The organism is Homoserinimonas sp. A447 (assembly GCF_054489325.1).
The window spans coordinates 2,061,875-2,082,856 of sequence record NZ_JBTMWW010000001.1; the positions used below are offsets into that span (position 1 = coordinate 2,061,875).

20 protein-coding genes, 1 tRNA gene and 1 pseudogene are annotated in these 20,982 nt (G+C 65.4%); 9 read left to right on the forward strand and 13 right to left on the reverse strand.

Going from position 1 to position 20,982, the window contains the following annotated elements; translation table 11 throughout:
- Positions 1–13: 13 nt before the first annotated feature.
- Positions 14–661 (reverse strand): annotated as a pseudogene (locus tag ACX3O0_RS10050) (DUF998 domain-containing protein); the annotation flags it as partial.
- 15 nt (positions 662–676) lie between these two features.
- Between ACX3O0_RS10050 and ACX3O0_RS10055 the strand changes: the two are divergent.
- Positions 677–1,657 (forward strand): NADP-dependent oxidoreductase, encoded by a 981-nt coding sequence (locus ACX3O0_RS10055; protein WP_459107624.1) that lies wholly within the window; start codon positions 677–679, stop codon positions 1,655–1,657.
- On the opposite strand, the gene ACX3O0_RS10060 is transcribed toward ACX3O0_RS10055, so the two are convergent.
- From ACX3O0_RS10060 to ACX3O0_RS10085, 6 genes are all read right to left on the reverse strand, one after another.
- Positions 1,654–2,184, reverse strand: coding sequence for a GNAT family N-acetyltransferase (locus ACX3O0_RS10060; protein ID WP_459107625.1), 531 nt, complete (start codon positions 2,182–2,184; stop codon positions 1,654–1,656). The genes ACX3O0_RS10055 and ACX3O0_RS10060 overlap by 4 nt on opposite strands.
- A gap of 63 nt (positions 2,185–2,247) precedes the next feature.
- Positions 2,248–2,937 carry a 50S ribosomal protein L1 gene (rplA, locus tag ACX3O0_RS10065; RefSeq protein ID WP_459088456.1) on the reverse strand — a complete coding sequence of 230 codons (690 nt, stop codon included), beginning with the start codon at positions 2,935–2,937 and terminating at the stop codon, positions 2,248–2,250.
- 93 nt (positions 2,938–3,030) lie between these two features.
- Entirely contained in the window at positions 3,031–3,462 is a 432-nt protein-coding gene (rplK, locus tag ACX3O0_RS10070; RefSeq protein WP_459088458.1) for a 50S ribosomal protein L11, read from the reverse strand.
- 78 nt (positions 3,463–3,540) lie between these two features.
- Positions 3,541–4,497: a transcription termination/antitermination protein NusG gene (gene nusG, locus ACX3O0_RS10075; protein WP_459107626.1), complete on the reverse strand. Its 957-nt coding sequence runs from the start codon at positions 4,495–4,497 to the stop codon at positions 3,541–3,543.
- A 68-nt stretch (positions 4,498–4,565) separates the two neighbouring features.
- On the reverse strand, positions 4,566–4,838 hold the full coding sequence (secE, locus tag ACX3O0_RS10080; protein WP_459088462.1) for a preprotein translocase subunit SecE: 273 nt from the start codon (positions 4,836–4,838) through the stop codon (positions 4,566–4,568).
- 86 nt (positions 4,839–4,924) lie between these two features.
- A tRNA-Trp gene (locus ACX3O0_RS10085) sits at positions 4,925–4,997 on the reverse strand.
- A gap of 169 nt (positions 4,998–5,166) precedes the next feature.
- Between ACX3O0_RS10085 and ACX3O0_RS10090 the strand changes: the two genes are divergently transcribed.
- Positions 5,167–6,369: a pyridoxal phosphate-dependent aminotransferase gene (locus ACX3O0_RS10090; protein WP_459088464.1), complete on the forward strand. Its 1,203-nt coding sequence runs from the start codon at positions 5,167–5,169 to the stop codon at positions 6,367–6,369.
- On the opposite strand, the gene ACX3O0_RS10095 is transcribed toward ACX3O0_RS10090, so the two are convergent.
- On the reverse strand, positions 6,366–7,247 hold the full coding sequence (locus tag ACX3O0_RS10095; protein ID WP_459088466.1) for a LysR family transcriptional regulator ArgP: 882 nt from the start codon (positions 7,245–7,247) through the stop codon (positions 6,366–6,368). The genes ACX3O0_RS10090 and ACX3O0_RS10095 overlap by 4 nt on opposite strands.
- Before the next feature lie 71 nt (positions 7,248–7,318).
- On the opposite strand from ACX3O0_RS10095, the gene ACX3O0_RS10100 reads away from it, so the two are divergent.
- Positions 7,319–8,089 carry a LysE/ArgO family amino acid transporter gene (locus ACX3O0_RS10100; protein ID WP_459107627.1) on the forward strand — a complete coding sequence of 257 codons (771 nt, stop codon included), beginning with the start codon at positions 7,319–7,321 and terminating at the stop codon, positions 8,087–8,089.
- Between the two features lie 69 nt (positions 8,090–8,158).
- Here ACX3O0_RS10100 and ACX3O0_RS10105 read toward each other — a convergent pair whose 3' ends face one another.
- Both ACX3O0_RS10105 and ACX3O0_RS10110 read right to left on the reverse strand, forming a co-directional pair.
- On the reverse strand, positions 8,159–8,806 hold the full coding sequence (locus tag ACX3O0_RS10105; RefSeq protein WP_459088470.1) for a LuxR C-terminal-related transcriptional regulator: 648 nt from the start codon (positions 8,804–8,806) through the stop codon (positions 8,159–8,161).
- A 37-nt stretch (positions 8,807–8,843) separates the two neighbouring features.
- Positions 8,844–9,998 (reverse strand): ATP-binding protein, encoded by a 1,155-nt coding sequence (locus tag ACX3O0_RS10110; protein WP_459107628.1) that lies wholly within the window; start codon positions 9,996–9,998, stop codon positions 8,844–8,846.
- Between the two features lie 114 nt (positions 9,999–10,112).
- On the opposite strand from ACX3O0_RS10110, the gene ACX3O0_RS10115 reads away from it, so the two are divergent.
- Both ACX3O0_RS10115 and ACX3O0_RS10120 read left to right on the forward strand, forming a co-directional pair.
- Positions 10,113–11,615, forward strand: a complete 1,503-nt coding sequence (locus ACX3O0_RS10115; protein WP_459107629.1) for a PspC domain-containing protein — start codon at positions 10,113–10,115, stop codon at positions 11,613–11,615.
- 12 nt (positions 11,616–11,627) lie between these two features.
- Entirely contained in the window at positions 11,628–11,900 is a 273-nt protein-coding gene (locus tag ACX3O0_RS10120) for a hypothetical protein (RefSeq protein ID WP_459107630.1), read from the forward strand.
- A 164-nt stretch (positions 11,901–12,064) separates the two neighbouring features.
- Here ACX3O0_RS10120 and guaB read toward each other — a convergent pair whose 3' ends face one another.
- Positions 12,065–13,567 carry an IMP dehydrogenase gene (gene guaB, locus ACX3O0_RS10125; protein ID WP_459088478.1) on the reverse strand — a complete coding sequence of 501 codons (1,503 nt, stop codon included), beginning with the start codon at positions 13,565–13,567 and terminating at the stop codon, positions 12,065–12,067.
- A 232-nt stretch (positions 13,568–13,799) separates the two neighbouring features.
- On the opposite strand from guaB, the gene ACX3O0_RS10130 reads away from it, so the two are divergent.
- The 4 genes from ACX3O0_RS10130 to ACX3O0_RS10145 are packed head-to-tail and all read left to right on the forward strand — an operon-like array spanning position 13,800 to position 17,752.
- On the forward strand, positions 13,800–15,137 hold the full coding sequence (locus ACX3O0_RS10130; RefSeq protein WP_459107631.1) for a branched-chain amino acid ABC transporter permease: 1,338 nt from the start codon (positions 13,800–13,802) through the stop codon (positions 15,135–15,137).
- A gap of 8 nt (positions 15,138–15,145) precedes the next feature.
- On the forward strand, positions 15,146–16,129 hold the full coding sequence (locus tag ACX3O0_RS10135; protein WP_459107632.1) for a branched-chain amino acid ABC transporter permease: 984 nt from the start codon (positions 15,146–15,148) through the stop codon (positions 16,127–16,129).
- Positions 16,119–17,006, forward strand: a complete 888-nt coding sequence (locus ACX3O0_RS10140) for an ABC transporter ATP-binding protein (protein ID WP_459088484.1) — start codon at positions 16,119–16,121, stop codon at positions 17,004–17,006. The genes ACX3O0_RS10135 and ACX3O0_RS10140 overlap by 11 nt, the downstream gene beginning before the upstream one ends.
- Positions 17,003–17,752 carry an ABC transporter ATP-binding protein gene (locus ACX3O0_RS10145; protein ID WP_459088486.1) on the forward strand — a complete coding sequence of 250 codons (750 nt, stop codon included), beginning with the start codon at positions 17,003–17,005 and terminating at the stop codon, positions 17,750–17,752. Before ACX3O0_RS10140 ends, ACX3O0_RS10145 begins: the two co-directional genes overlap by 4 nt.
- 525 nt (positions 17,753–18,277) lie before the next feature.
- Here the strand turns inward: ACX3O0_RS10145 and ACX3O0_RS10150 are convergent.
- Both ACX3O0_RS10150 and ACX3O0_RS10155 read right to left on the reverse strand, forming a co-directional pair.
- On the reverse strand, positions 18,278–19,570 hold the full coding sequence (locus ACX3O0_RS10150) for an ABC transporter substrate-binding protein (RefSeq protein WP_459088488.1): 1,293 nt from the start codon (positions 19,568–19,570) through the stop codon (positions 18,278–18,280).
- A gap of 122 nt (positions 19,571–19,692) precedes the next feature.
- Complete coding sequence (locus tag ACX3O0_RS10155) at positions 19,693–20,955, reverse strand: ABC transporter substrate-binding protein (protein WP_459107633.1); 1,263 nt, start codon at positions 20,953–20,955, stop codon at positions 19,693–19,695.
- Positions 20,956–20,982 lie beyond the last annotated feature (27 nt).

Consider the following 20,982-nt stretch of genomic DNA (forward strand, 5'->3'; position numbering starts at 1 on the left):
ACTCGAACCGGCTCCCGAGGCCCACCTCCCAATTCGCCAGCGACATGAGTCCCCCGGCTCCGGCGATCAAGGCAACCGCAACGCCGCAACAGAGGGAAAGCGCGGCGATCATCCTCCGGCCGGATACCCGCGTCAGCTGCAACATCGCCCAGCAGGCGAGCGCGAAGGCGAGAACGGCCGACGTGGTGTGGGTGAAATCCGGCCAGGTGAACTCCGGGCCGTACGGCAGCGGACATCCGGGAGTACAGGTCACCTGGGACGCGAGAAAGAAGAAGAAACTGGCGAGACCGAGCGAAACAGCGGGGGGCCACCAGCGTAGAACCGGCGGGGAGACGCGGATGTCCCGGGCCGCGAACGCGATCAGCCCGCCCCCGAGGGCGACCAGCACCAAAGCGAACTGGAACCAGCCGGCCGTCGGCATTCCGGTCGCACCCATCACGCTCACATAGACATCCCGCCCGATGCTCAGCCTGGCTGCCCAGATGATGGTCAGTGCGGTCAGCACCAGGGCGCAGCCCACGGCGGCCGCGACGGAGTCCAGGCGCCGCGCCACAGCAACTGACGGGTCGCGGCGGTGGAAGGGATTCACAGCGGAATCGTAGTGGGGAGAACATGCTTCCGTCGAGGGGTTCCACTGCGCGAATAGAATCGGGACAACCACACAGGAGCGAAGACCATGCAGAGCAATGTCCCCGACACCATGCAGGCTGTTGTCCTCGACCAGACCGGCGGCCCCGAAGTGCTCCGCCTGGCCGAGGTTGCCACGCCGCGAATCGTCTCCGGTGAGCTCCTCGTCAAAGTGTCGGCCGCCGGAATCAACCCCATCGACGCGAAGACCCGCTCCGGCAGAGGGGTGTCATACGCGATCGGCCAATACCCCGCCATTCTCGGCGGCGACTTCAGCGGTGTGGTGATCGAGACGTCGTACACCGCGCATCCGCTCCAACCGGGGGACGCCGTCTACGGCATGATGTCGGTGCCGCGCACCCAGGGCAGCTATGCGGAGTACGTGCCGGTCGGCGCTCTCAGCGTCGCCCGCCGACCGCGGAACCTGACCGCGACGGAAGCCGCGGGCGTCCCACTCGCGGCCCTGACCGCCTGGGGCGCGCTCGACGCGGCCGAGGTCGGCGAAGGCACACGAGTGCTCATTCACGCCGGCGCCGGGGGTGTCGGCCATTTCGCCGTTCAATTCGCCGTCTACCGCGGCGCTGAAGTGGTGACGACCGCCTCAGGCGACAACGTCGCCTGGCTCCGCTCGCTCGGCGCATCCGCGGTCATCGACTACAAGACTGCCCGCTTCGAAGACCACCTCAGCGAACTGGATGCCGTCATCGACCTGATCGGCAATGTGCATGACGACACCGGAACCCGGTCGCTCAATGTGATGCGCCCCGGAGGAATCATCGTCAACGTGCCGACCGGCAGCTGGCCCACCTTCCAGCACGACGCTGAAGCCGCCGGAATGCGCGCCACCAACTACAAGGTCAGCCCGGATGCCCGGGTGCTGCAGCAGATCACCGACCTGATCGAGGCGGGCAAGGTCACCGTGAACATCGACAGGGTCTACCCGCTGGGCGAGGCGGCTGCAGCGCACAGGGAACTGGAGAAGGGCCACACCCGAGGCAAGATCGTGCTCGAGGTCAGCGCAGAACGCTAGAAGACGTACTCCCGTACGAAATCGTCGTGCACCTCGTCGCCCACGAGGAACTTCTTCACCCCGACCTGGGCGAATCCGCTCTTCTCGTAGAAGCGGTTGGCACGCGTGTTCTGCTGGTTGACGCCGAGCCAGACGCTGGCAACGCCGCGGGAGCGAGCCGCCTCCATGGTGGTCGCCATGAGCTGCGCCGACGTGCCAGAGCCGTGCAGTCCAGGCAACACGTAGACCTTGCTCAGTTCGACCGTCGGACGGGCGGAGACGGATGCTGCAACACCCGGGTCCGCCGGCTCGCCGAACACCAGCATGGTGTAGCCGACCGGCCGGCCGGCTTCTTCGGCGAGGAGGAGCTGACGGGAGTCATCCGCCAGGTAGTCGGCGAACCTGGCCTCGGACAGGTGCTCGCCGATGAAGGCGTCGATCTGGTGCTGCTCGGTGCCGGGAGGGCAGGCCAGCCCGAAGGTGACTGCCGCCACCTCGTGAAGGGCCGCAGCATCCGCCGGCCCGGCAATTCGCACCACTACGCTCATCCGCTGCATTCTCCTTATAGAACAGAGAAGGCCCGCCGAAGCGGGCCTCCTCAATGAACTGGACTAGATGGCGTTGACGTCCACCGGGATGCCGGGGCCGAAGGTCGTGGTGACCGTCGCCTTGGTGACGTAGCGACCCTTCGACGAAGCCGGCTTCAGGCGCACGATCTCGTCGAGGGCTGCTGCGATGTTCTCGGACAGCTTCTCCTGGTCGAACGACGCCTTGCCAACGATGAAGTGCACGTTGGCGTGCTTGTCGACGCGGAACTCGATCTTTCCACCCTTGATGTCAGACACGGCCTTCGCGGTGTCCGGCGTCACGGTGCCGGTCTTCGGGTTCGGCATGAGGCCACGCGGACCAAGAACCTTACCGAGACGGCCGACCTTGCCCATGAGCTCCGGGGTGGAGACAGCGGAGTCGAAATCGGTCCAGCCGCCGGCCACACGCTCGATGAGCTCGTCGCCGCCGACCTCGTCCGCGCCGGCCGCGATAGCAGCCTCGGCAGCAGGCCCGGTCGCGAAGACGATGACACGGGCGGTCTTGCCCGTGCCGTGCGGGAGGATGACGGTGCCGCGCACCATCTGGTCCGCCTTGCGCGGGTCGACGTTCAGCTTGAGCGCGACCTCGATAGTCGAGTCGAACTTCTTCGAGCCGGTCTCGCGGGCGATGCCCACAGCCTCGGCCGGGGTGTAGAACTTGCCGTCTTCGATCTTCTCGGCCGCGGCGCGGTAGGCCTTTGACTTCTGTGCCATGTTGGTTCTCCTAAATCTGAGTTCGTGGGTAGCGAGCCAGGCGGGCTCTTCCACTGGTGACGCGCCTATGCGCGTCATACAAGTTGGGGACGACTACGCGTCGACCGTGATGCCCATGCTGCGGGCGGTGCCGGCGACGATCTTCATAGCCGCGTCCACGTCGTTCGCGTTGAGGTCGGCCATCTTCTGCTCTGCGATGGCGCGCACCTGGTCCTGGGACAGCTTGGCAACCTTGACGGTGTGCGGCGTGCCCGAACCCTTCGAGACTCCGGCAGCCTTCTTGATGAGCTCAGCGGCGGGCGGGGTCTTCAGGATGAACGTGAACGAGCGGTCCTCGTAAACGGTGATCTCGACCGGGATGACGTTGCCGCGCTGCGACTCCGTCGCGGCGTTGTACGCCTTGCAGAACTCCATGATGTTCACGCCGTGCTGACCCAGCGCCGGCCCGATGGGCGGTGCGGGGTTGGCGGCGCCGGCCTGGATCTGAAGCTTGATCAGACCAGTAACCTTCTTCTTCGGTGCCATTGTTTCCTTCTTTCAGTTTCGAGCACCCGAGTTCCGGATGCTCTTCCGCCTTCCCGGCATTTCCGGGCCGCGGTGGTTTTACAGTTTCGTGACCTGGTCGAACGAGAGCTCAACCGGGGTCTCACGCTCGAACAGGGAGACGAGCACGGTGAGCTTGCCGCTTTCCGGCTTGATCTCGCTGATCGAACCGGGAAGACCCGCGAACGAGCCCTCCTTGATCGTGATGGTCTCTCCGACCTCGAAGTCCACTTCCTGCGGGATCGAGCGGCTGACGGCCTTGCCGCCCTTGGCGCCGGCCTTCGCAGGAGCTTCGACGATCTGGGCGAGGCTCTTCAGCATCGAGAACGCCTCTTCGAAGCGCAACGGAGTCGGGTTGTGGGCGTTGCCGACGAAGCCGGTGACGCCCGGAGTGTGGCGCACGACGGACCAGCTGTCTTCGTTGAGTTCCATGCGAACCAGGACGTAGCCGGGGATGCGCACACGGGTGACCAGCTTGCGCTGGCCGTTCTTGATCTCGACGACGTCTTCCATCGGAACCTCGACTTGGAAGACGTAGTCCTCCATGGTCATGCTGACGCGGCGGTTCTCGATGTTCTGCTTCACGCGCTTCTCGAAGCCGGAGTAGGAGTGGATGACGTACCACTTGCCCGGCAGTGACTTGAGTTCGGCGCGGAACTCCTCGTAAGGGTCGACCTCAGCTTCTTCGACCCCGGCCTCTTCGGCCTCAGCCTCGCCTACCTCGGCGAGCGCCTCGTCGGCGACGGCATCCGCTGCAGGGTCTGCTGCCACCGTTGCGGCATCCAGCGCCTCTGCGAGGTTCTCCTCAGCGCTGTTCTCCTCGATGCTGTCCTCATCAACTACGTGGATCGCCTGCTCCTCGTTGGGGACGACGTCGGCGATCGCCTCGGCGAGCACCGGTCCACCCAGCTGCTCGTCCTCCTCGGAGGACTGCTCTGCCGCAGTCGACAAGTCGATCTGCTCGGCGGCCGAGGTGCTTTCTTCGCGTTCGGTGTCAGACACTGAATTCCATTCCATTTCTTGAAGTCTTTGTTCCGGGTGGTCCCGGCAGGATCGTCGACCGCGTGGCCGACCGCTGACGGCTGTTAGGCGCCGTCACCGAAGACGTTGGCGACCAGCCAACCGAACAGCACGTCGAAACCACTGGTCAGCGCCATCATGATGACGACGAACACCAGCACGACCGCGGTATAGCTGAGCAGTTCCTTGCGGGTCGGGGTGACGACCTTCTTGAGTTCGACCATGACCTGACGGAGGAACAGCGCAATGCCGGCGAACGGACCACGACGGCTCGCTCTCTCCGTTTTGGCGCTGGCGACGACATCCTCGCTGGGTTCGTCGATGCTGTTTCTCGCCACAGTTTTACTTACCTTCCGGACACTGGTCTTGCGATCTGATTGACCACTCGACCGATTGCTGATTCACAGATGCGTGAACCAAGCTGCAGGGCGGACAGGACTCGAACCTGCAACCTGCGGTTTTGGAGACCGCTGCTCTACCAATTGAGCCACCGCCCTTCGGTGCAAAACCGCGCACGCTTTCCCCGCAGGATGATTTGGTTTGCTGCCAAAAAAGGGCATAGAAAAGCATGGCAGATTTCAACTACCGCGCACCAGTCTAGGTTACTCGCCACAGGCTGTAAAGCTGAGCCAGTCGGGGCAAGGTCCCAGCTATTACGCTAAGGGGGTGACCGAAAAAACTCGAATCTCCCCCCGCATCGCAGCTATCGCCGAATCGGCGACCCTCAAAGTCGACTCCAAGGCGAAGGCGCTCCAGGCCGAGGGGCGCCCCATCATCAGCTACGCAGCCGGTGAGCCGGACTTCGTGACGCCGTCCTTCATCGTCGAAGCGGCATCCGCTGCGGTTCTGGACCCCAGGAACTATCGCTACACCCAGGCCGCCGGCCTCCCGGAACTGCGCGAAGCGGTGGCCGCGAAAACCGCTCGGGACAGCGGATGGGCCGTGTCGCCTTCCCAGGTCATCGTCACCAACGGCGGCAAACAGGCCGTCTACCAGTCGTTCGCCACGCTGGTCGGAGCGGGCGATGAGGTCATCATCCCGACGCCGTACTGGACCACCTACCCGGAGGTCATCAAGCTGGCCGGCGGTGTTCCGGTCGAGGTGTTCGCCGGTGCGGACCAGGGTTACCTGGTCACCGTCGAGCAGCTCGAGGCCGCGCGCACCGAGCGCACCAAGGTGCTGCTGTTCGTGTCGCCGTCCAACCCGACCGGTGCGGTCTACACCGCAGAGCAGACCCGCGCCATCGGTCAGTGGGCGCTCGAGCACGGCATCTGGGTGATCAGCGATGAGATCTACCAGAACCTGGTTTACGACGGCTCGGCCCACGCGACCTCCATCGTCGAGGCGGTGCCGGAACTCGCCGAGCAGACCATCCTGGTGAACGGTGTTGCCAAGAGCTACGCCATGACCGGATGGCGGCTGGGCTGGATGGTCGGCCCCGCGGATGCCATCAAGGCCGCGGGCAACCTGCAATCGCACCTCTCGTCGAACGTGTCCAACATCTCGCAGCGGGCGGCCATTGCGGCGCTCACCGGCCCCCAGGACGAAGTGGTCGCGATGCGTGACGCCTTCGACCGCAGGCGCAAGCTGATCGTGGCCGAGCTGAACAAGATCGAGGGCATGGTCACGCCGACGCCGGAGGGCGCCTTCTACGTGTACGCGGATGTCTCCGGCCTGCTCGGTCGCGAGTGGGGCGGCGTCACGCCGACCACCTCGCTGGAACTGGCCGACCTCATCCTGGATCAGGCTGAGGTGGCGGTGGTGCCGGGCGAAGCGTTCGGGCCGAGCGGATACATCCGCATGTCGTACGCCCTCGGCGATGACGCGCTGCTCGAGGGTGTGCGCCGCCTGCAGAAGCTGTTCGGCTAGGGGTTGCTCGCAGCCGCGGCGACCGCGTCTGCCACCACGTCGAGCAGTTCCGACCTCAGGTTCCACTGCTGCCAGTAGAGCGGAACCTGTGTCGCCGAGCCTGGCACCAGCTCGACCAGCTCACCGGTGTCCAGGGCGTCGCCGACCTGGAAGTCCGGCAGCATCCCCCAGCCGAGCCCCAGCCGAACTGCGGCGGAGAACTCGCTGGAGGCCGGAACGAAGTGGGCAGGCGGCGCCACCGTCACCCGCTGCGTTCGCAGGAACGCGGACTGCATCTCATCGCGACGGTCGAAGTTGACGAGGGGCGCCAGCCCGAGCGCCGCGGCGGTGACGCCATCCGGGAACCATCGCGTCACGTAGCCGGCATCCGCCACCGCCCGATAGCGCGTGGTGCGCAGCGGGCGCACCAGGCATCCGGACACCGCAGTGGCTCTTGACGTGACCGCACCCATCACCTGACCGGACTCGAGCAGGGTTGTGGTGTATTCCTCATCCTCCCGATGCAGGTCGAAGGTGACCGGATGCTCTCGCGCGACTTCCGCGAGCGCCGGCAGGAACCAGGTGGCCAGGGAGTCGGCGTTGACCGCGATGCCGATGGTTGTAGGCCTCTCCGCCCCCTCACCCGCGCCGACCGCGGCCAGCGCGTCATGCTCGAGCAGCATCATCTGCCGAGCGAGACGCACCACGGCCGCTCCGGACTCGGTCGGGCGCACCGGTTTGGAGCGCACCAGTAGCACGCGCCCGAGCCGCTCCTCCAGCGACTTGATGCGCTGGCTGACCGCTGATGGCGTGACGTGCAACGCGCGCGCCGCGGCCTCGAGGGTGCCCTCATCGACGGTGATGGCGATGGTCTTGGCGAGATCCAGCGGAATATCCATGATTAGCGATGCTAACGCTTCCTAAGAATATTGAGCTGGCCTGAGGATGCTGACAGACCTACGGTGGTGGGATGAACATCCTGAGCCTGCTCGCCAGCCACCCGGCGCTCGTCCTCTCCGGGTTCGGTCTCGGGCTCTCCCTCATCGTCGCGATCGGTGCCCAGAACGCCTACGTGCTGCGGCAGGGGGCGAGGCGCGAGCACCTGCTGGCAGTGCTGCTGGTGTGCATCCTGTCCGACGTGACCCTGATCCTCGCCGGGGTTGTGGGCCTCGGAACCGTGATCGAGCACGCGCCGTGGGTCGTCTCGGTGATGCGCTGGCTCGGCGTTGCCTTCCTCGTCGGCTATGGCCTGCTGGCGGCCAGGAGGGCCTGGAACCCGACCAGCGGAGGCTTGAAGGTCGATGATGCGGATGGCGACGAAGCGGTCCCAGAGCGGTCGGGGGCCACAGTCGCCGCAGGCTCTGCCGTGGAAGGCACTGCCATCGCAGGCACCGTCGTGGAAAGCACTGCCAGGACCGTAACCGTAACCCTCACGAAGGCCAGCACCCACCGACTCCTGCCGGTCGTACTCACGACTCTCGCCCTGACCTGGTTGAACCCGCACGTCTACCTCGATACCGTCATCCTTCTCGGTTCGGTGGCGAACACGCACGGCGCCGACGGCCGGTGGGCCTTCGCGGTGGGTGCGTGCCTCGGCAGCATCGCCTGGTTCGCCGCGCTCGGCTACGGCTCACGCCTGCTGTCGCGCTGGCTGTCGTCGCCGCTCGCCTGGCGCATCCTCGACGGCGTGATCGCCGCCATCATGCTGACCCTGGCCGCCTCGCTGGCCCTCAGCTCCTAGCGGCGAGTTGCGACTTGTCGCCCCATCAGCGCGCTGCGTGGGGCGAGAACTCGCACCTCGGCCGGGACATCAGAGCAGTTTTCGCTCGAGAGCCCAGGCGGTGAGCTCGTGGCGCGACGAGAGCTGCAATTTGCGCAGCACCGCAGAGACGTGCGTTTCGACGGTCTTGATCGAGATGAACAGTTCGGCCGCGACCTCCTTATAGGAGAACCCTCGTGCGATCAGGCGCATCACCTCGCGCTCCCTGGCCGACAGGCGGTCCAGCTCGTCATCGGCCACCGCCTGCTCACCGGTGACCGCGCCGAAGGCGTCGAGCACGAATCCGGCCAGCCTGGGCGAGAACACGGCGTCACCCCCGGCGACGGATGCCACGGCTCGGCTGACCTCGTCGCCGGACGAACCCTTCGTGATGTACCCGCGAGCGCCGGCACGAATCACGCCGACCACGTCTTCTGCCGAGTCGGACACGCTCAACGCGAGGAACCGCGTGGTGTCCAGGTGCGCACTACTGCGCCTGATCACCTCGGCTCCCCCGCCACCGGCGCCGCCGGGCAGGTGCACATCGAGCAACACGACGTCGGGGTGCAGCGAGCCGACCTGGTCGACGGCGGAATCGACATCCGCTGCCTCGCCCAGGACCTCGATCGTGTCGTCGAGCGACGCCCTCAGGCCGGAGCGGAAGATCGAGTGGTCGTCGACGATGAGCACGCTGGTCAACGGTGCTCCTGAGTTGGGTTCCTGTTCAACTGGATTCCTATTCACTCGGTACCTCCAGGTGCAGGTGCACCTCGGTGCCAACGCCGCCGACGCCGGGCTTGACCGTCGCGGTGCCGCCTGCCCGCAGCATCCGCCCGATGATCGATTCTCGCACCCCGAGCCGATCGGTCGGCAGGGAGTCGAGGTCGACGCCTGGACCCCGGTCGCGCACGAACACGTCGATGGCGGATGGCGAGCTTTCGATGTACACAGACACGTCGCCGCCGGCGTGGCGGGCGGCGTTGAGCATGGCCTCGCGAGCTGCGGCGATCAACGACGGGTTGCTGACCCCCGGTTCGCCGACTGTCACCACATCGAGCCTGGCCGGGTGCTCGAGTTCGATGGCCGCCGCGATGTCGCGCAGCTCCGTGACCAGGTCCGTGCCGGAGGGGGTGGTCCCGGCGAACAGCCAGTCGCGAAGCTCCCGCTCCTGTGCACGGGCGAGCCTGGCCACCTCGCTCGACGCCCCCGCCCGGTTCTGGATGAGGGCGAGCGTCTGCAACACCGAGTCGTGCAGGTGGGCGGCGATCTCGGCACGCTGCTCCTCGCGAACCCGGCCGGCGCGCTCGGCCATCAGGTCGCGCCAGAGCCTGACCACGAACGGCGCGACAATGACGCCCAGGCCGAGCACGAGCATCCCGATCGCCAGCACCGCCGTGACGGCACTCGGTCGGCCACCGCCGGAGAAGAGGAGCAGGATGCCTGCACCGAGCAGCACGATCACGCTCAGCGTTCGCACGACGAACAGGTAGCGCGGGGTGCGGGCGGCATCGTCACGGTCGAGGGTGAGGCTCCACGCCACCGCCGAACCGGTGAACGCGATGGCCAGCATGGTGGCGATGTACCCGTTGCCCTCGGAGTTGGCCACGGCGACCGCGACGATCGCCGCTATCGCGCCGGCACCGAGCAGCAGCGCACTGGTGGGAATCTCGCGGCGCACCCCCTGACGTTCATCCGTTTCATCCCGCGGCGTCAACGCCCACAGCCACGCGTACAGCAGCACACCGGCACCCATCACGAAGGAGGCGACCACGATGATGAACCGAACCCGGGCGACCGGCCAGTGCAGGTGCCTGGCCAGGCCGGCGCACACGCCACCCAGCACCGACCGGCTTGGCCGGGTCAGCGGGGGGCGAATTGCGGTGGTGCTCACCCTTGAATCCAACCAGACGGATGCCCCGCCTCACCCACCGGGACCGCGAATTCAGGGTCCGGTCAGGGTAGTCCCTCATAGCGAGGCCGACTCAGCGACGGCCACGATGGATGCATGTCCACAGATCACCCTTCACCTTCACCAGCGCCAGCGCCCGAGCCGACTCCGCCGGGCAGCGACAACACCTTCTTCGACTGGATGCGCGGCCTGCGCATCCCGCGCCAGCCCGGCTGGATCGGCGGCGTCTGCGCCGGCATCGCGGCGAGACTCGGCATCGACCCGATCATCGTCCGCGGCATCGCCGTCGTCATCGCCGTGCTCGGCGGCCCCGCCCTGCTGCTGTACGCGGCGGCCTGGCTGCTGCTTCCGGATCAGTACGACCGCATCCACCTGCAAGAGGCGATCCGCGGAAACTTCGACAAGGCGCACGCCGGCATCGGTGCGATGTTCCTGCTGTCGTTCCTGCCGCTCGCGCAGGGATTCTCGTGGTGGCAGCTGTCTGCCAACAACCAGGCTTGGGTTGCCTGGCCATCCCTGTGGGGCCTGTTCTGGACGCTCGCCATCATCGGCTCCATCGTCTGGCTCATCATCTGGCTGGTCACCCGCTCGAGGTCAACGCCCCAGGGCGCTTCGAGCACGACGGCGGGCGCGGCGGCATCCGCTGCCAGCGCCTCCGATGCCGCGAGCACCACCAGCCGGGCGGATGCCACGGCCACGACGGTCAGTAGCGTCGCCTTGCCCCCCGCGCCCGAGGCGCCCCCTCACCCCGATTCCGGTGCGACCGACGCCGACCTGGCGGCCTGGAAGGAACAGCAGGCCGCGTGGAAACGCGAGTACGACGGGTGGAAGCAGCAGCAGGCCGCCGGCGAGCGCGAATTGGCGCAGCAGCGCGCCGCGGAGCAGCGTCGTCAGCGCCAGGAGCAGAGTGCTGAGCGGCACCGTGCCGCGATCGAGGAGCAACGCCGCACCCGCTCCAACCCGGTCTACTCGCTGGTCGCGATCGGGCTCGCCATCATCGCGGGAGCAGCGACCGCCCTCGCCATCGGCGAGACCGGCGATGCGACCGCAGCCATCACCGGCATGGCGGTCAGCCTGGGCGTGCTCGGGCTCGCGATCATCGTCAACGGGTTCCGCGGCAAGCGCAGCGGCGGCTCGAGCGGTGTTGCCTTCCTGTTGGTCATCGCGCTCAGCCTGACCAGCTTCTTCAGCTGGGTCAACGGGCCCGTGGTCGGCAAGGACATCACCTGGGCGCCGAACTACTCGCCGAGCGAGCAGGAGAATCGTCGCACCATCATCACTGGCGACGTCACGCTCGACCTCACCGACTACTTCACTGATCCGGTTGACGCAGGCCGATACCAGAACGGTGCGGTGCGGCTCTACGTCGGACGCGGTGACGTGACCGTGGTCCTTCCAGCGGAAGAGTACTCGGCGGTCGAAGCACAGGTATACGACGGTTCGATCGACTTCACCGACAGCCAACGCCCTTCGCAATTCAGCTTCGCCAACGGTCACGACAAGGCCGTCCCGCGTAGCGGCGGCGAGCGCCACCGAGACGTCTACGTCGGAATCTGGGTAGCCAGCGGCGACGTGACCATCACCCAGGCAACCCGATAAGAGGAGAACACGATGACTGACAACAGTGAACCAACCACGCCCATCCACGATTCCGTTGCCTCGACTTCGTCCGAGGCCAAGATGGCGGATGCCCGCCCGGTGCGCCCCGGCACCGTCATCTGGGGCGTCATCATGGTGGCGATCGCGGCGATGTACTTCGCCACGGCCCAGGTCGACCTCGACGAGGTGAGCGGCTGGGTGATCCTCGCCTGGGGCATCCTCGCGCTAGGGGCGGTGCTCGTGGTCGGCGGCCTCATCGCCGCCCTGACCCGCCGTAACCCCTAGCCCCACTAGCCCGAACGGCCGCATGTAACCAGCGTTTTCGGGCGGATGGTGTTGGTTTCGGGTGGGCCGGGCTTCTATGGGCGCGGTGGAGCTAAGGCAATCGCTCCAGCGATTGCGCGACCCCAGCGCCGACCGAGCCTGCGAGGGAGGTCATCACCCAAGAGTCACCGACGGTAGTTGGGCGCCTCCACCACCATTTGGATGTCATGCGGGTGCGATTCTTTGAGCCCGGCCGCCGTGATCTGCACGAACTTGCCCTTGTGCCGCAGCTCTTCGATGGTGCGGGCTCCCACGTAGAACATGGACTGCCGCAGGCCGCCGATGAGTTGGTAGGTGACGGATGAGACGGGGCCGCGATATGGAACCTGGCCTTCGATCCCTTCGGCGATGAGCTGTTCGTCGCTGGGCACGTCCGCCTGGAAGTAGCGGTCGCGCGAGTATGAGGTCTTCTTGCCGCGGGTCTGCAGGGCGCCGAGCGACCCCATGCCGCGGTAGTTCTTGAACTGCTTGCCGTTCACGAAGACCAGGTCGCCGGGGCTTTCGTCTGTTCCGGCGAGGAGTGAGCCGAGCATGACGGTTTCCGCTCCGGCGACGAGCGCTTTGGCGATGTCTCCCGAGTACTGCAGTCCACCGTCGGCGATGACCGGCACGTTGGCTTCGCGTGCGGCGAGGGAGGCTTCGTAGACCGCGGTGACCTGGGGCACACCCACTCCGGCGACGACGCGGGTGGTGCAGATGGAGCCTGGACCGACGCCGACCTTGATGGCGTCCGCCCCGGCCTCGATGAGCGCCTGGGCACCGGAGCGGGTGGCGACGTTGCCGCCGATCACGTCGACACCGGCGAACGCGGGGTCGGACTTCAGCCTGCGGATGATCTCGAGCACCCCTGCGCTGTCACCGTTGGCCGTGTCGACGACGAGCACGTCGACACCGGCATCCAGCAGTACGCCGGCGCGCTCCCAGGCATCGCCGAAGAAGCCCATGGCTGCACCGACGCGCAGGCGGCCTTCCTCGTCCTTGGTGGCGTTCGGGTACTGCTCGGTCTTCTCGAAGTCCTTCACCGTGATGAGGCCGGTCAGACGGCCTTCGGCGTCGACCAGCGGCAGCTTCTCGATCTTGTGCTCGGCGAAGATGGCGACCGCAGCATCCGGGTCGATTCCTGTCGGGGCGGTGATCAGCGGCATCCGGGTCATGACGTCGCGGACCAGCGTCGTCGCTTTCTCGAACTCTGAGACGAACCGCATGTCTCGGTTGGTGATGATTCCGACGAGCTTGCCGTCACCCTCGACGACGGGCAGACCGGAAACCCGGAACTGCCCGCAGACGGCGTCCACCTCGGCGACGGTGGCGTCCGGCGTAGTTGTTACCGGATTGGTAATCATGCCGGATTCTGATCGTTTAACCTTGTCAACATAGGCCGCCTGGTCGGCGATCGAGAGGTTGCGATGGAGCACACCAAGGCCCCCGTTTCGGGCCATGGCTATGGCCATCCTGCCTTCGGTGACCGTGTCCATCGCGGCGGAGATCAGGGGCGTGTTCACCCTGATTCTCTTGGTCAGGCGCGAGGAGGTCTGCGCCTCGCTGGGGATGACATCAGTGTGTCCCGGCAGCAGCATGACATCGTCGTAGGTGAGGCCGATAAGGCCGAATGGATTGGGCTGGTCCATGGAATCCCTTAATCGCGAAACTGTGGCAAGAGTGCCGGCCAAACGCCTTCGGTTACCGGTATCCCATCTTAACCGGTTCGCGCTCACGCGTATTCCCCCGCCATAATTGCCACACCGCTTGTGTTTCGTGTGCAACCCCACATGGGACATAATCGGCTCTGTATCGTCAACGACGACGGTCGGCCAGCCCCGCGAGATTACCCTTCTCGACTGGCCCCGTCTTGGAGGTTTCGTGGGAATCACTAGCAAGGCGTTCGCGCACAAGCACAGGACGAGATGGCTGGTCGTCATCTTTGCCTCCTTGGTCGCGGCCATGACTCTGTCGGCAATCCCGGCAGCAGCGGATGAAGTGAATGTCGACAAGTACGACTACATCTTCAGTGGCAACGTCAAATACAACGGCGAGCCTCTTGAGGGCGTCACCATCAATGTCTCCGGCGGAGGCTACGACGAGGACGTTGAGACGGATGCCAACGGGCAGTGGAAGGTGGGCGTTCCTGAAAAGGAGGCCTACGACATCACCCTGATCGAGTCCACCCTTCCCGAGGGTGTCATCGTCAGTGAGGAAGGCAACGAGCGGGTCACCATCACCAATGAGGGTGCGACCATCGAGGCCGAGTTCGGCTTGACCAAGAACAAGGCGGTCAACTTCTTCCTCGGCGAAGGTATCCGGGAGGTGACGAGCTTCTTCGACCAGCTGGTGGAGCGGCTCATCAACGGCTTGAACTTCGGCCTGATGCTCGCGCTCGGATCGATCGGCCTCTCGCTGATCTTCGGCACAACCGGCATCGCCAACTTCGCCCACGCTGAGATGGTGACGTTCGGGGCGGTGATAACCCTGACGTTCGGTGTGTTCCTGGCCTGGCCGATCTGGATCGCCATCCCCATAGCGTTGGTCCTCACCGGAGTCGTCGGCTGGGCCCAGGACCTTGTTCTGTGGAAACCGCTGCGCAAAAAGGGCCTGAGCATTGTGCAGCTCATGATCGTCAGCATCGGCCTGTCGCTGGCGATGCGCTACATCTTCCAGTTCTTCTACGGCGGAGGCACGTACCAGTTGCCGAACCCTGGCTCGACCAAGGTGCAGCTGCTGGGGCCGATCGCCCTCTCCATCACCGACATGGTGAGCATGGCCATCTCGGCCGTGGTGCTGGTGGGCGTCGCCTACTGGCTGCTGAAGACGAAGACCGGCAAGGCGACGCGCGCGATCTCCGACAACCCGTCACTGGCGAAGGCCTCCGGTATCGACGTCGACCGAGTTGTCAGGCTGATCTGGATCTTCGGTTCCGTCCTGGCCGGACTCTCCGGTGTCCTGTGGGCCTACTTCCGGCCCGGCATCAAGTGGGACATGGGCTGGCAGATCCTGCTGCTCGTCTTCGCGGCGGTCGTGCTCGGCGGTCTGGGTACCGCATTCGGCGCCCTCGTCGGTTCAATCATTGTTGGCATCCTGGTCGAGATCTCCACCCTGTGGGTTCCCTCGGACATCAAGTACGTGGGTGCCCTCTCCATCCTGATCGTCGTCCTGCTGTTCAAGCCGCAGGGTCTGCTCGGTCGTAAAGAAAGAATTGGGTAGGTACCGCCATGGACTGGGGTTTTCTTCTCTCAAACACAGCATCCTGGCTGCTGGCTCCGGAGACGATCGCCTATGCGATCGCGACCGTCGGACTTGCCGTTCACTTCGGCTACGGCGGTCTGCTCAACTTCGGGCAGGCCGGCTTCATGGCCCTGGGTGCGTACGGCTACGCCATCTCGATTCTCAGCTTCGGCTTCCCCTGGTGGGGCGGAATCCTGGTGGGCATCGGCGCATCCGTGATTTTCGCCCTCCTCTTGGGTCTTCCGACGCTGCGGCTCCGCGCCGACTACCTGGCAATCGCGACCATCGCGGCTGCCGAGGTCCTGCGGCTGCTGTTCCAGTCGGTCATCTTCGACGAGTACACCAACTCGGCTGATGGCCTGGGCGGGTACCACGCGAGCTTCCGTGACGCCAACCCGTTCCCTGAGGGCACGTACGGTTTCGGCCCGTGGGTCTACAACGCGGACGGGCTCTGGATCCGCGTGTTCGGCATCGCCTTGCTCGCCGTCTGCCTGCTGCTCGTCTGGCTGCTCATGCGCAGCCCGTGGGGCCGCGTGGTGAAGGGCATCCGCGAAGATGAGGACGCCGTGCGCGCCCTCGGCAAGAACGTCTTCGCCTACAAGATGCAGGTGCTGGTGCTGGGTGGCGTTCTCGGAACCCTCGGCGGTGTGGTGCTCTCGCTCCCCTCCGCGGTGGTCCCGGCCGTCTACCTGCCGTCGCTCACCTTCTTCCTCTGGACCATCCTGTTGCTTGGTGGCGCCGCCACTATCTTCGGACCAGTGCTCGGTTCTGTGTTGTTCTGGCTGATCATGGCGTTCCTGTCCGTGTTCCTGCCCGGCATGGCGGAGCAGGGCTTCCTCTTCGGCATCACCGGCATCCAGGCAGGTGTGCTGCGGTTCATCCTGGTTGGTGTCGCGTTGATGCTCATCGTCATCTACCGGCCGCAAGGCATCCTCGGTAACAAGAAGGAGCTGACCTTCAATGCCCGCTAACACGGCAACAGTAAAAACGACCGGACTCCACGTCGGCGAGATCGCTCCTGGGGTCGCCAAGGTCGACCCGATCATCATCGCCGACCACGTCACCCGTTCGTTCGGTGGCCTGAAGGCGGTGGATGTCGACCACCTCGAGATTCCGCGCCACGCCATCACCGCGCTGATCGGGCCGAACGGTGCGGGTAAGACCACACTGTTCAACCTGCTCACCGGGTTCGACAAGCCGGACACCGGGACCTGGTCGTTCGACGGGAAGGCCCTCTCAGGCATCCCGGCGTTCAAGGTCTCGCAGATGGGGCAGGTGCGCACCTTCCAGTTGACGAAGTCACTGGCGATGCTCACCGTGCTCGAGAACATGAAGCTCGGGGCGAAGGGGCAGCGTGGGGAGAACTTCTGGACTGCCCTGGTTCCGGGCATCTGGCGCGCGCAGGACAACGACATCGAGGAACGCGCAATTGAGCTGCTCACGCGGTTCAAGCTCGACACCAAGAAGGACGACTTCGCGGCCAGCCTCTCCGGTGGCCAGCGCAAGTTGCTCGAGATGGCCCGTGCCCTCATGAGCGAACCGAACCTGGTGATGCTCGATGAGCCGATGGCCGGGGTGAACCCGGCGTTGACGCAGTCACTGCTCGACCACATCCTGGGCCTCAAGCATTCGGGCATGACGGTGCTGTTCGTCGAGCACGACATGCAGATGGTTCGTCACATCGCCGACTGGGTGGTCGTGATGGCTGAGGGCAAGGTCGTCGCGGAGGGTCCGCCCGACGTGGTCATGACCAACCCGGCCGTCATCGACGCCTACCTGGGCAGCCACATGGACACCGACCTCGGCGTCGTCACCGGACGCGTCGACGAGAACGGAAACAAGCTATGAGCGACAGCATGAACGACGATGTCGTCGTCCAGGTGACCAACCTGGACGCCGGCTACCTGCCCGGCGTGAACATCCTGAACCAGTGTTCGCTGACGGCGCGCAAGGGTGAACTGATCGGCATCATCGGCCCGAACGGCGCCGGCAAGTCGACCCTGCTGAAGGCCATTTTCGGCCTGGTGCAGGTCCGCGCCGGCGAGATCACGTTGTACGGCGAGGACATCACGTACCTGCCGGCCAATAAGCTGGTGGCGCGCGGGGTCGGCTTCGTCCCGCAGAACGAGAACGTGTTCCCCTCGCTCACGATCGAGGAGAACCTGCAGATGGGGTTGTTCCAGAACCCGAAGATCTACAACGAGCGTCTCGAGTTCGTGACGTCCATCTTCGGGGAGCTCAGTTCGCGCCTGAAGCAGCGGGCTGGTTCGCTCTCCGGCGGTGAGCGCCAGATGGTCGCCATGTCCCGTGCACTGATGATGGACCCGCACGTGCTGCTGCTCGATGAGCCGTCCGCTGGCCTGTCCCCGGTTCGCCAGGATGAAGCGTTCATCCGGGTGTCTGAGATCAACAAGGCCGGCGTGACGACCATCATGGTCGAGCAGAACGCACGCCGCTGCCTGCAGATCTGCGACCGCGGCTACGTGCTCGACCAGGGCAAGGATGCCTACACCGGCACCGGCCGCGAGCTGCTGAACGACCCGAAGGTGATCAGCCTCTACCTGGGCACCCTCGGCGAGGAAGACGCCGCGTAACCACACCATCCACGAGGAGGGCCTCAGCCGCGTGCTGGGGCCCTTTTCGTGTGCCGTGCGACCTCGAGGCCGCACCCCGCCCTCCGCAGGCTGTTACATCCCCGTAGCGGTCGTGCCGGTCGTGCACTCCCCCGGCCGGCCACGTCGCTGCGCTGACCGATCTGTGGAGCGCCCACCCCTAGATGGCCGCGGCCGTCGGATCGGTCAGCGCAGCAACGCCCAGCGGACCGACCTGCCTGAGCAGGCGGCTGGGTGTGGATGGTTTGCGGGGTGCCGAGTTTTGAGCCGGTGGGATGGACACGCTTTTCGTCCGTCCCACCGGCTCAATGTCTGAGCTGAGGAGCAAGCGATCCATTCCCAGACGCCACCTCCGCGCCTCGGCAAGCTCGGCTGGTCACTTCGACAAGCTCAGTACGGCGCTCGACGAGCTCGACCTGCTTGGCGCAAGAACTACGCAAGAAGTGCACCGGGCACGACAAAGGGCCCCGGCATCAGCCGGGGCCCTCCTGTGTCAGCTAAGCGAACTTAGTTGACGCGGGTGTGCATGTTGTCTTCGCCGTACTGGAAGATGCCGATGGTGGCTTCGGTCGGGTCGCCGTTCTCGTCGAACGTGATCGGGCCGGAGTAGCCGTCGTAGTCGGCAACGTCACCGTCGAGGATGATCTGGGCGGCCGACGCGAAGTCGGTTGCCTTCTCACCGTCGCCGGATCCGCCGGAGACTTCCTGCATCTTGCTGGCGATGTCCGCACCATCCACCGAGTTGGCAGCGAGTGCAGCCAGCGCGAGGAGGATGACAGCGTCGTACGACTCGGCTGCGTAGCTGAAGTCGCTCAGCGGCTCAGAGCCACCGAGTTCTTCCATCCATGCGGCGCTCAGGCGCTCCTGGAAGTCGTCTTCCAGAACCGGGCCAGGTGTGGTTCCCTTGGCACCTTCGCCGTCAGGTCCGACCAGGGTTCCCGGGGGAAGGTCAGCACCGAACTGCTTGAGGTTACCGTCGACCAGGTACACCTTGGACATGTCGAAGCCAGCGTCCTTGAGTGCAGGGGCGATGGTGTAGACCTCGTCGAAGGTGATCAGGGCGAGTGCGTCAGGGTTCTGAGCCATGACTTCGGAGATCTGCGCCGAGAAGTTGGTGTCACCGGTGTTGAACATCGGGGCAGCAACAACTTCGCCGCCGGCAGCTTCGAACGTCTCCTGCGTGACCTTCTGGAGTCCGGTGCCGTAGGCATCGTTCAGAACGATCATGCCGAGCGTGCTTGCGCCGTCGGTTGCGATCTGGTTTCCGAGGACTTCGCCCTGCAGGAGGTCGGACGGTGCTGTACGCCAGTACAGGTTGTCGTCATCCCAGGTGGTGAAGTCCGGCGAGGTGTTTGCCGGGGAGATCTGCAGAACGCCCGCACCGGTGATCTGGTCGATCACAAGCTTGGAGACACCGGATGCCGCGGCACCGATGATCGCCGTGACGTCCTGGCCGAGCAGGTTCGGGACGGTGGTTGCGTACGCCTTGTTGTCGGGGTCACCCGAGTCGCCGTACTCAACCTCGACTGTGATGCCGAGCCCTGCTTCGTTGATCTCCTTGACTGCGAGTGCAACGCCAGCTTCTTCTGGCGGGCCGAGGAACGCCAGTCCACCGGTCTGTGGCAGCAGGGTGCCGATCTTCAGGGTGAGATCCCGATCTTCCCCACCGGGCGCTGCGTCGGGTTCGGTTGGGGCGCAGCCAGTCAGCACGAGTGCTGCTGCACCGATGGCGGCGATGCCAGCGATGACTGTCTTGCGCGTCCGTGAGCGGGAGGCCGTGGCCTTCGCGAATACGCTCATGTTGCTCCTTGCGTTCAGAATGTGAGACACGGCAGGGCACTGCCGTTGATGCCAAGCTATTGGGGAATGGCGCCAGATACAAGTGATTCGCATTACAGCCCTGTAACGCCCGTCAAATGGCGCTAACCCGCGACAACCCCGTCTACCCGGGTGAACTTGTTCTCGGCGTTGTACTGGTACACCCCGAAGTGGGCACGGTCCGGGTCGCCGTCCCTGGTCAGGTTGACCGGCCCGGAAATACCGTCGTAATCGATGTCATCCCGGGTCTTCAGAACGGTCCGGCACTCGCCGTAGCTGAGGCACTTGATCCCGCCGGCCGAGGCGTCGACCAGGCTCCTGGCCACCGCGAGTCCGCTGTCGTTTCCGGCGACGACCGCGGCCAGCGCCGCCAGCATCACGGCGTCGTAGGCTTCGGCCGCATAACGGAAGTCGGTGACTTGTGCGCCGACGGACTTCACTCTCTCCTGGAACGCCTTGTCCGGTTCGGCACCTTCGATGACACCGCGCGCGCCGATGAGGGTCCCGGCCGGCAGTGCTTGCGAGTAGTCGGCGAGGTTCCCGCCGATCAGCCACAGTCGCTCCTTGCCCAGGCTCGCCGCGGTCAGCGCAGTGATGAGTGCCTTGTTCTGCTCCATCGCCCCGAACGGGCTGGCCAGGATCACGGCGTCCGGTTGGGACGCCGTCACGGTGGCCAGGATGGGGGCGAAATCCTTGACCTGAGACGTGAACTTCTCAGAGGCGACCAGTCGACCGCCGAGTTCGGACACCGCAGCCGTGACAGTGGCAGCCGTGGCCCGGCCAGTGTCGTCATCGAAATAGATGACGGCGAGGCGTGCCTCTCCGCCAGCGCTGGCGAGCTCGGCGAGAACCGTGCCCTGCATGGCTGCAGAGGAGATCGTGCGGAACAGCATGCCGTCTTCGTCCAGGGCGCTCAGCCGCGGGGCTGTGGCCGCCGGCGAGATGAGGGGGATCCCCGCGGTGACCGCCTGAGGCAGGATGCGCTCCGCCAGAACCGATGAAGACGGGCCGATGATGACGTCGACCTGCTTCTCGACGAGCGCATCGAAGGATGCTTCGAGCTTCTTCTCTTTCGCCTCGCCCGAGTCGGCGTGCACGACGACGATCGACTTGCCGAGCACTCCGCCGGTCTCGTTGATCTCCTTCACGGCGAGGTCGACGCCGGCGACCTGCGCCGGCGCGATGAACGCCTGTGGCCCGGTCACCGGGAACAGCGTTCCGATCGTCAGGATGCCGTCGCCGGCCGGCAGCGGCGTGGCTGTGGGGGTGGGGCTCATCGTGGGGGCAGGGGCCGCCGAGCATCCGCTCAGCAGGCAGGCCGCAGCCACTATTGCCAGACCGGCTTGAAAGCGTCGGGTGCGCGACACGCCAGGAGTCCTCTCGTCACCCGGCAT

Coding starts and splice junctions, on each gene's coding strand:
- nusG (WP_459107626.1), bottom strand. CDS start 4,497: ATGGAATGGAATTCAGTGTCTGACACCGAACGCGAAGAAAGCACCTCG.
- guaB (WP_459088478.1), bottom strand. CDS start 13,567: ATGGACCAGCCCAATCCATTCGGCCTTATCGGCCTCACCTACGACGAT.
- ACX3O0_RS10115 (WP_459107629.1), top strand. CDS start 10,113: ATGTCCACAGATCACCCTTCACCTTCACCAGCGCCAGCGCCCGAGCCG.
- ACX3O0_RS10145 (WP_459088486.1), top strand. CDS start 17,003: ATGAGCGACAGCATGAACGACGATGTCGTCGTCCAGGTGACCAACCTG.
- rplA (WP_459088456.1), bottom strand. CDS start 2,937: ATGGCACAGAAGTCAAAGGCCTACCGCGCCGCGGCCGAGAAGATCGAA.
- ACX3O0_RS10095 (WP_459088466.1), bottom strand. CDS start 7,247: ATGGATATTCCGCTGGATCTCGCCAAGACCATCGCCATCACCGTCGAT.
- ACX3O0_RS10135 (WP_459107632.1), top strand. CDS start 15,146: ATGGACTGGGGTTTTCTTCTCTCAAACACAGCATCCTGGCTGCTGGCT.
- ACX3O0_RS10140 (WP_459088484.1), top strand. CDS start 16,119: ATGCCCGCTAACACGGCAACAGTAAAAACGACCGGACTCCACGTCGGC.
- ACX3O0_RS10060 (WP_459107625.1), bottom strand. CDS start 2,184: ATGAGCGTAGTGGTGCGAATTGCCGGGCCGGCGGATGCTGCGGCCCTT.
- rplK (WP_459088458.1), bottom strand. CDS start 3,462: ATGGCACCGAAGAAGAAGGTTACTGGTCTGATCAAGCTTCAGATCCAG.
- ACX3O0_RS10100 (WP_459107627.1), top strand. CDS start 7,319: ATGAACATCCTGAGCCTGCTCGCCAGCCACCCGGCGCTCGTCCTCTCC.
- ACX3O0_RS10150 (WP_459088488.1), bottom strand. CDS start 19,570: ATGAGCGTATTCGCGAAGGCCACGGCCTCCCGCTCACGGACGCGCAAG.
- ACX3O0_RS10120 (WP_459107630.1), top strand. CDS start 11,628: ATGACTGACAACAGTGAACCAACCACGCCCATCCACGATTCCGTTGCC.
- ACX3O0_RS10055 (WP_459107624.1), top strand. CDS start 677: ATGCAGAGCAATGTCCCCGACACCATGCAGGCTGTTGTCCTCGACCAG.